We start from the raw sequence: 8,592 nt of genomic DNA on the forward strand, positions 1-8,592 counted from the left end.
GGCGGAAACGGCGCAAGCGACGCAGGGCCGCCAGTTGCGCGGCATCGGGTTCAGTTTGCAAACTGCCGCCCCACAGCAGGAGCGTACGATGGCCCTCCAGCCAGTGTTGCGTCGTCAGCCCCGGTGCGATGGCTTCCACCTGTTCAGGTTCGCCCACCAACAACAAGATACGGACTTTATACCACCAGAACAGGCCATAACGACGGTGCAGACGATCGCCTAAATCACTGACTATTGGCGCAGACTGGCTGAGGCGAGTTTCAGCTTGTGCAGTCTCTGGCCGGAATGGTTGTTGCGCTTTATTCTGCCGTATATACTCCCATGCCGTGCTCCCCAATAAGCCTATCAGTATGGCTGGAAAAAGCGTGGCATAGGCATACCACGCAAGGTTCAGTAACCCATTGTCCGCAAGCAATGCCTGATTTAAATAAATCAGCAGAAAAAATATTCCGGCAAGACTCAGCGTAATAAAAACATATCCCCGAAGGCCATAGTGATGATCATGACTCGCGTTCATCGATGTAACTCCTTCGTCACTAAATAAAGTATCGCACTACCCTCGGGTAATTGATTGATAATGATATGATCGCTATTTGTCAGACCAGTGGCCTCGGTCAGCATGGCTGAGGTCAGAAACACAGACAGCGGCCCCGGTGGACCAAAAGTATGGTCGATTAAATGAACAGGATTTTCCGGGACAAAATGGAATGGACTATCACGGCCCTCCATCATCAGTTCAGTCAGCATATTTTGAGAAACCCCCGTCATCCAGAGGTGCTGCATACTGTTTTTGGCAATGCGGTTATACTCAAATAACATTCTGAAATCTTTCTTTATTTCCCCGGGTAATGATGGCAGCGCCCTTCCCATACCCGCCAGAACGTTTAACTTTTTCTGGGCGACAAATGCCGTTGAGGAAAGTAACTGAGCAGACAAAAATTCGCTGTACACTTCTTTACCGCCTTTGGCAGGCCAGCACTGGCAGGCGATAACCATTATCAGCCCCTCAAAAGCCGCTTTGTCGTACAATGACGTTATTACCTCCCTGCTCTCTATTTGAGTGGGAACCAAACTCCACTGTTGTTGCACACACTCTTGATGATGAGACAAATCCATTGAAGGGGCACCAGCAAGATAAATGGTGCATAAAAGCGAGCGATACCCCGAACACTGTTGCTCAAACTTATCATCAACTTTCGCCAATAACTGCCGGATATCCGTTGATGGCACAGACAGCGCCCGTCCGGCATCGGGAAAAGCCGGAATATCTTTCGGTTTACCCAACAAGGGGGCTATGCCCTGTGGTTCTGGCGTCAGAATAAAGTTGCCGACCACCGCCAATTGCTTTCTGCTCCATTGCTGCCACTGGAAACGGGTTTCGGCACTGGCGGCTTCCCAGGCTTGCGCCGTAGTACAGAATCGCTCATAGCGGTTTAGTACCGCACCAAATAACAGCATCCAGCCGAAAAAGGCCGGTAAGCTGCCATACAGTACGACCTGCAATAAATCGGGAGTTTCTCTCAGCACAAGCGCCATACCTGTGCCCACCGCCAGCATCAGCAATAAAATCATCCCCCACAACCCATAACGCACCGGCGCCACGATACGAAGCCGGGGGATCTCTGGAATAGGCCAGCTCATGACGATGACTCAACCTGGTTATGAGGCATTGAACTCAATACTCGACACCCACACTGGCAGCGACAATAATGCACCACTACAGCGCGGCCATTTTCCTGAACGGTATTATCCCCCTCAATAATGGGATTAATACCGTGCCCGTCTAGCGGACAATTAATGAGATCACCCACCAAAGCGGCCTGTTTACCGTCGAAATACATTGTTGAAGAAGCGGTAATCACTTTTCCACCTCGATCGGTGGCATCACCTAAATAAACAATACCAGACATTGTGATATCCTCTATTGATTATCGAAATAACCCTAAATAAACCATCAGATATCAGGAGATAATATTTCATCCCGATATATCTCATTATTGACTTTAATCTGAAGGGCCCCATACCTTTAAAAACTGAATTAAAAGATAAATAAGCGGCCCACTCAATAACACCACTACAGGGATTAAGAACAGCAGGACTTTGTATTTCTTTCGCTTAATGCATTGAACCGTCCGATAAATGACATAACCATCAATAATCATGATGACCGGCCAGGCATAATAGAAAACGAGAAAAACACAGACTAATACCACATCACAAAAATCAAATTTAATCACATTGAACCCACCATGAGTGCATTATTAAAAAAACCGACCTCTCACAGAAAGAATACCCCCGTCGCCAATAAAATCGGCAAACTCTTTTTTATCCAATTTTCACCGCCTGAGTCATTCTGACAACTGAATGTAAAATGCCTATTGGTATTTTAATGCTTTATCCACCTTGATTAGATTAACCCTTATATCCCTATAAAGGATTTAATTTAAAACACATGTTATCGGGGATCGAAAGCGCCGGGTCTGACTCTGACGGTCTGACTAATAGCATCCCAGAACGCCACTATTTCATTCTGGCTATAGGCTGTCGGTGTCTCTTCATCATTGACCACCGTCAAATCAAATACCGGTGTTTTTTTTCCGCCGGTTTTCTCATTAACCAATAATGTAAACAGATAACGAGGATTATCATTGTTCGGCTGACGACCCGACAGCAACAGCTCTTCAGTATCCAACCCGTTTATTTTCCGTTTCCCTTTGCGGAAAACCTTTCCCCGAGACAGCATGGTTTCAATTACACCAAGACGTTCCAGCATACTGTCTTTTTCACGGATATAATTATTGCTCATCATAGTGGCATTCAGGTAATTATTCGGATTCGTTTTATATACTAACTCTATAAATTCCTTATCTTTTTTATTATCAGCAATAAATGCATGAGGAATACAGTTTCCGGCGGTAGTGGGTATTTCCGTTTCTTTACGTCCCTGTATACGGGATAATAAGTCTTTCAACTCTGCCAGTTTCGTTGGCACAGTATTGGTATAGATATTAGGATACTTTTCCCGATCTTTGTCATAACGTGGCGCAGAACTATCCTCCGCTTTCATTTCCACCCCGTTACTGTACAGATGGGCTTCCAATACCCGAGCCATATCTGGTACACTTTGGTCCTCCATACGCTCGAAAATAATCCCCTTCATCCCCTGAGGTAAGCGGTAAATATTCTTTAGATAGGGCATATCAACGGGATATGACGTCTTCATCTGCCGTAACGCGTCTTCCCGTAATTGAATACGCTGTTCAAAGGCAGGTGGATAGAGCAGACGGGTTTCTACCAAGTTATCATTCACCCAAATAGCATCATTTAAGGTGTTATTATATTTTTTCGGTAAATCAACCAAATACCGGCCAATACAACGGGTTTGTAAGTTTGCTAACATTTCCGTTGTCACTTTCTTTTCCTTTTCAGTTAACACAGGGTGATAAGGGCCAGGTAAATACCACCGCCACAAGGCATAAATCGCCACACCAGCCAACAAAATAAGTAAGATATTTCTTTTATTCAATTTTTACCGCCCAGACAATTTTGGTGATTGAACCTAAAGTATGTATTGGTATTTTCTTAATCTTTTCCCACCCTGATTATTAACCCTTATATCCCTATAACGGCTTTAATTTAAAACACATGTTATCGGGGATCGAAAGCGCCGGGTCTGACTCTGAGGGTCTGACTAATGGCATCCCAGAACGCCACTATTTCATTCTGGGTATAGGCTGTCGGTGTCTCTTCATCATTGACTACCGCCAAATTAAATACCGGTGTCCTTCTCCCTCCCGTTTTTTCATTGACCCGTAATGTAAACAGATAACGAGGATTATCATTGTTCGGTTGACGGCCCGACAGTAATAGCTCTTCAGTATCCTGCCCATTTATTTTCCGCGCCCCTTTGCGCAAAGCCTTCCCCCGGGACAGCATGGCTTCAATTACGCCAAAGCGTTCCAGCATACTGTCTTTTTCACGGATATAATTATTAGTACTCATTCTGACATTCAGGTAATTATCCGGGTTCGCTTTATACAATAAGCCTATATCTTCTTTATCCTTTTTATTATCGGCAATAAATGCATGAGGAATACAGTTTCCGGCGGTAGTGGGTATTTCCGTTTCTTTACGTCCCTGTATACGGGATAATAAGTCTTTCAACTCTGCCAGTTTCGTTGGCACAGTATTGGTATAGATATTAGGATACTTTTCCCGATCTTTGTCATAACGTGGCGCAGAACCATCCTCCGCTTTCATTTCCACTTTTATTGCCACCCCGTTACTGTACAGATGGGCTTCCAATACCCGAGCCATATCCGGTACACTTTGGTCCTCCATACGCTCGAAAATAATCCCCTTCATCCCCTGAGGTAAGCGGTAAATATTCTTTAGATAGGGCATATCAACGGGATATGACGTCTTCATCTGCCGTAACGCGTCTTCCCGTAATTGAATACGCTGTTCAAAGGCAGGTGGATAGAGCAGACGGGTTTCTACCCGATTATCGTTCACCCTAGCCGCCTCCACGGTATTGTTGTAGTTGGCTGGCAAATCAACCAGATACCGACCAATACAGCGGGTTTGCATATTTGCTAACATTTCCGTTGTCACTTTCTTTTCCTTTTCAGTTAAAACAGGATGATAAGGATCAGGTAAATACCATCGCCACAAGGCATAAATAGCCACACCAGACAACAAAATAAGTAAGATATTTCTTTTATTCAATTTTTACCGTCCAGACAATCTTGATGATTGAACCTAAAATACGTATCGGTATTTTCTTATCCTTTCCCATCCTGATTTTTAACCTTTATATCCCTATAAAGGGTTTAATTTAAGACGCATGTTATTGGGAATAAAAAGCGCTGGGTCTGACTCTGACGGTCTGACTAATAGCATCCCAGAACGCCACTATTTCATTCTGGCTATAAGCTGTCGGTGTCTCTTCATCATTGACCACCGTCAAATCAAATACCGGTGTTTTCTTTCCGCCGGTTTTCTCATTTGCCAGTAACGTAAACTGATAACGCGGATCATCACTATCCGGCTGTAATCCCACCGCCAATAATTCCTCGGTATCCAGCCCATTAATTTTTCGCGCGCCTTTACGCAAAATATCACCCCGGTACAGAAATGCTTTAATTTGGCCGATACGCTCCAGCATACTGTCTTTTTCACGGATATAGTTATTCGTTTGTATTCTCACATTCAAATAATTATCCGGGCCAGTTTTATATAATGCACCGATATCTTCTTTATCTCTTTGATTATCTGCAATAAACGCATTGGAAATACAACTTCCCGCTGTAGTCGGAATTTCTGTTTCTTCACGTCCGTGTATACGGGACAAAAAATACCTTAATTCAGTCAGTTTTTCTGGCACATCATTATTATAAATATCAGGATGAATCTGCCGATCTTTGTCATAACGTGCAGCGGAAGCATTTGTCGCTCCTATTTCCACTTTAATCGCCACGCCATTGCTATATAGATGGGCTTCTAATACCCTGACCGCATCCGGGACACTTTGATTTTGCATACGTTCAAAAATAATCCCTTTCATTCCCTCGGGGACAGAGTAAATATTTTTTAAATAGGGCATATCAACGGGATATGACGTCTTCATCTGCCGTAACGCGTCTTCCCGTAATTGAATACGCTGTTCAAAGGCAGGTAAATAGATCCGTTGAGTTTCTACCCAATGATCATTCACCCGGGAAGCATTCACCGTATCATGATAGTTTCCCGGTAAATCAACTAAATATCGACCGATACAACGGGTTTGTAAATTCGCTAATAGTTTGTCCACAGCTAATTTTTCCTTCTGATTTAATACAGTATGTGGGGGATAGGGCTCTAACCGGTGCCACATCCCGTAAAACACCAGCATAAACAGGCTGGCAATTATTATGGAGAGCGTTTTTTTTCTACTCATCAGGATAGGCCAGGGAAGTTTGGTTAATAGATTGCGCTATTTTGACAATCGCCCGCAGGGTAAAAAAACGGGTATCGTCAGTATTATAGGCACCTTCATGATCAACCTCCGCCCCCAATATTGAACGCAGACCGCTGGCGGTAAACTTCCCGCCCTCAACTGGCACCGTGCCATCACCGGGCTCTTGCGGATCCGCTATAGTAAAAGTTTGTATTAGAGAATAGTCATTGCCAAGTTTTATTGGATATTTGACACTGCGCATATCTGAAAGCTCCGCATTCATCGGGTCAAATATCGGGCTATTAAATGCCAGTTCAAGATTACCTTTCCGATTAAAATAATCTTTACGTGCTACCCAGCGGACGGTGCCATAAGAGAGGTGTTTAGTACTGTTACCATAAAAAGCATAGGTATTGCTGTGATAACAATCAGTTAACCCTTCGATAAAAGGCCGGACTACGTAGGACAACAGGTGAGTATATTTTTTCCAATCTGCCTGCATTACTGACCGGTTTTTTGCCTTATTTTCCGGGTTAATTAAACGTTCTTCGCATAATCCCCACCATTTATCGCGCTGCAAATAGATTTCTTCATAAGGATCACGCTCCGGTAAGCTATAGCGTGTATTTCCATCCTCAATCTTCAACCACCACTTACCGTATCTCAAACCGGGTAATAACTGAAGTGGTCCCGGTGACTGCGCCATCACGGCAGTGAATTGACCGCCATCTTTGCCTATGACTAATCCAGTCGGGCTACCTTCACCTGCTTTCATCCGCTTATAAGCCGTCGGTGCACCAAATGTCGGCATCACACCATGCACAATCCCCAGGAGCCTGTCATGCCCCTCCAATATTTCTGAATAGTGACGTGCCACCAGTCCCCCCATTGAATGCGTGACCAGTATCACCTTCTCACAAGGCTGACACCGCCGTTTATAGCCCGTAACCACTTGGTCAATATAGTCCGCCAACCGGTTTGCTGACTCCACATTAGACTGAAGCCAGTTATACCCCATCACATGAACCGGAAACTGATATTGATAACTCAGCTTAATTTCATCCCGTGTCAGTTTGGCTTCCCCCATCTCAGCCTGTAAATCCATCAACTCCAGTTGCTGACGCAGTGTCTGCTTTCCCGTCTTATTCAACCGGTTATGCAATAACTCATCCTGATCATCCAGCGCCGCCTGAAGCCAGGGCAAAAATTCACCGTAGCTCATATAGGCGACCTCACCCCAACCTCGCTCCTTTCGCGAAGGAAATTTAGGGCCTTCTTTATGATTGTCGTCTACTCTGCCCCGTGAATCGACAATAGTATTTTCCGGATCAAGCAACTTTTTTCGATCTTCTGCGCCCTTTAAAACCCAGTCCTTCAAAGCACCCAAGCTGCTGTTTAAACGCCAAACTGGCGTTCCATTTTTATCCTGCAAATTACTCCCCATCACCCCGGGCAAAAAAATCACCGGAATAACCCGGTTTGGTACCTTATAACAAATCGCCGTCAGGTTCTTTTCACTGGGCGCATTAACTAACGGGTAATACAGACTGCCATGCTCGTCATAAACAGGCTGAACAACCATTTTTTCTGATGAATCGGACATCATTACTCCTTACCTTCTTTTAAATAGAACTTCATTGCTTCCACCCCTAATTGCTGCTGTTTGGTCACCTTACCATCCGAGCCGGTTGTCGAAGGTTGCTGACCATTGTCCTGATTGTGTAAAAGGCTGCTTTGATGGTTCACCGGTGAATCATCAAAAGGCCAGAGCACCTGCGGCGTTACAGAAAAATCCGTTGTCTCACGTTGGGAAGCCATCTGATTAAAACTCTGCCCACCAAATTTTTGCCACACCGCCGCCCGCTGGATAATGTTATTGGGCGCCCCACTTTCCACCTGCCCGTTGCCAATACGGATATATCCCCCGCCACAAGCCAATAAAATCTCCTCTTTGGCACTGATGATCACTTTGCCCTCATGGCTGCTCACCGTGATATCTTTCAGCGCTTCCAGCCCCATTGCATCACCCTGTGCCTGAATATCTATCCGGCCTCGGCTGGCAAACAGTTTGATCCCCAGCTTTTCGGCAAACAAGCTGATCATCCCACCGGCAGCCACCGTGAATTTTTTCAGCACACTGAAATCGGTATTTTTCCCACTGGTGGCAATAATATTTCCCCCCGCGGAAAGCTGGAGACTTTTCGCCGTCGTCTGAGCGATACCCTCGGGTGCGGAAAGTAACAGCGCTGATTTTCTCAGTTCGGTTAACGTGTCACTCAGTAACGTTTTCTGTTGCTGCAAATCCGCTAATTCAGCTTTGGCGGTTTCAGCCGCACCCCGTAATGCTTCGGTTAACGCCTGCGCCTGTTGTAACTGACCGATTGCCGCCTGCATTGCCAACACATCTCCCCCCGCGTTGGCCTGTTTATCCGCACTGATAAACAGCCCTTTACCGGCCCGAATCGCTCCCCAGTCATCAGTACGCAGCTCAAAACCCGCGCCCCGTTTATCCGGGTGTGGTCGCTGACTGTCCACCAGATGCCCCAGGTTGAGCTGGCTCTTACCGCCGTATTCAGTACTCAGTTTGATGTGTTCCCGACCGCGCTCGTCGTCCATCCGCAATTTGTTATTCGCCGGGGTACGCAGGACGTTGC

General features: G+C 45.6%; 7 protein-coding genes and 1 pseudogene. All 8 read right to left on the bottom strand.

The genetic code is table 11. The features are described from left to right. Positions 1-517 (bottom strand): annotated as a pseudogene (locus AACQ83_RS22560) (ImcF-related family protein); the annotation flags it as partial. Beyond that, positions 514-1,641, bottom strand: coding sequence for a hypothetical protein (locus AACQ83_RS22565; RefSeq protein ID WP_112879703.1), 1,128 nt, complete (start codon positions 1,639-1,641; stop codon positions 514-516). The pseudogene AACQ83_RS22560 and the gene AACQ83_RS22565, both read right to left, overlap by 4 nt. Then, entirely contained in the window at positions 1,638-1,910 is a 273-nt protein-coding gene (locus tag AACQ83_RS22570) for a PAAR domain-containing protein (protein WP_112879704.1), read from the bottom strand. Before AACQ83_RS22570 ends, AACQ83_RS22565 begins: the two co-directional genes overlap by 4 nt. A gap of 545 nt (positions 1,911-2,455) precedes the next feature. Then, positions 2,456-3,526 (bottom strand): T6SS immunity protein Tli4 family protein, encoded by a 1,071-nt coding sequence (locus AACQ83_RS22575; protein WP_112886954.1) that lies wholly within the window; start codon positions 3,524-3,526, stop codon positions 2,456-2,458. 122 nt (positions 3,527-3,648) lie between these two features. After that, entirely contained in the window at positions 3,649-4,728 is a 1,080-nt protein-coding gene (locus AACQ83_RS22580) for a T6SS immunity protein Tli4 family protein (protein ID WP_112879706.1), read from the bottom strand. A 121-nt stretch (positions 4,729-4,849) separates the two neighbouring features. Further along, positions 4,850-5,938, bottom strand: coding sequence for a T6SS immunity protein Tli4 family protein (locus tag AACQ83_RS22585; RefSeq protein WP_112879707.1), 1,089 nt, complete (start codon positions 5,936-5,938; stop codon positions 4,850-4,852). Next, entirely contained in the window at positions 5,931-7,541 is a 1,611-nt protein-coding gene (locus AACQ83_RS22590; RefSeq protein WP_112879708.1) for an esterase/lipase family protein, read from the bottom strand. Before AACQ83_RS22590 ends, AACQ83_RS22585 begins: the two co-directional genes overlap by 8 nt. Positions 7,542-7,543: 2 nt before the next feature. Further along, on the bottom strand, positions 7,544-8,592 hold a 1,049-nt coding region (locus tag AACQ83_RS22595; RefSeq protein WP_146747936.1), incomplete at its 5' end, for a DUF2345 domain-containing protein.

It is taken from the genome of Photorhabdus sp. S10-54 (genome assembly GCF_963878145.1).
Taxonomy (GTDB): Bacteria; Pseudomonadota; Gammaproteobacteria; order Enterobacterales; family Enterobacteriaceae; genus Photorhabdus; species Photorhabdus kayaii.

Excerpts from the sequence above, each read along its gene's own strand:
- AACQ83_RS22565 (WP_112879703.1), bottom strand. The coding sequence starts at position 1,641 with ATGAGCTGGCCTATTCCAGAGATCCCCCGGCTTCGTATCGTGGCGCCG.
- AACQ83_RS22570 (WP_112879704.1), bottom strand. The coding sequence starts at position 1,910 with ATGTCTGGTATTGTTTATTTAGGTGATGCCACCGATCGAGGTGGAAAA.
- AACQ83_RS22585 (WP_112879707.1), bottom strand. The coding sequence starts at position 5,938 with ATGAGTAGAAAAAAAACGCTCTCCATAATAATTGCCAGCCTGTTTATG.
- AACQ83_RS22590 (WP_112879708.1), bottom strand. The coding sequence starts at position 7,541 with ATGTCCGATTCATCAGAAAAAATGGTTGTTCAGCCTGTTTATGACGAG.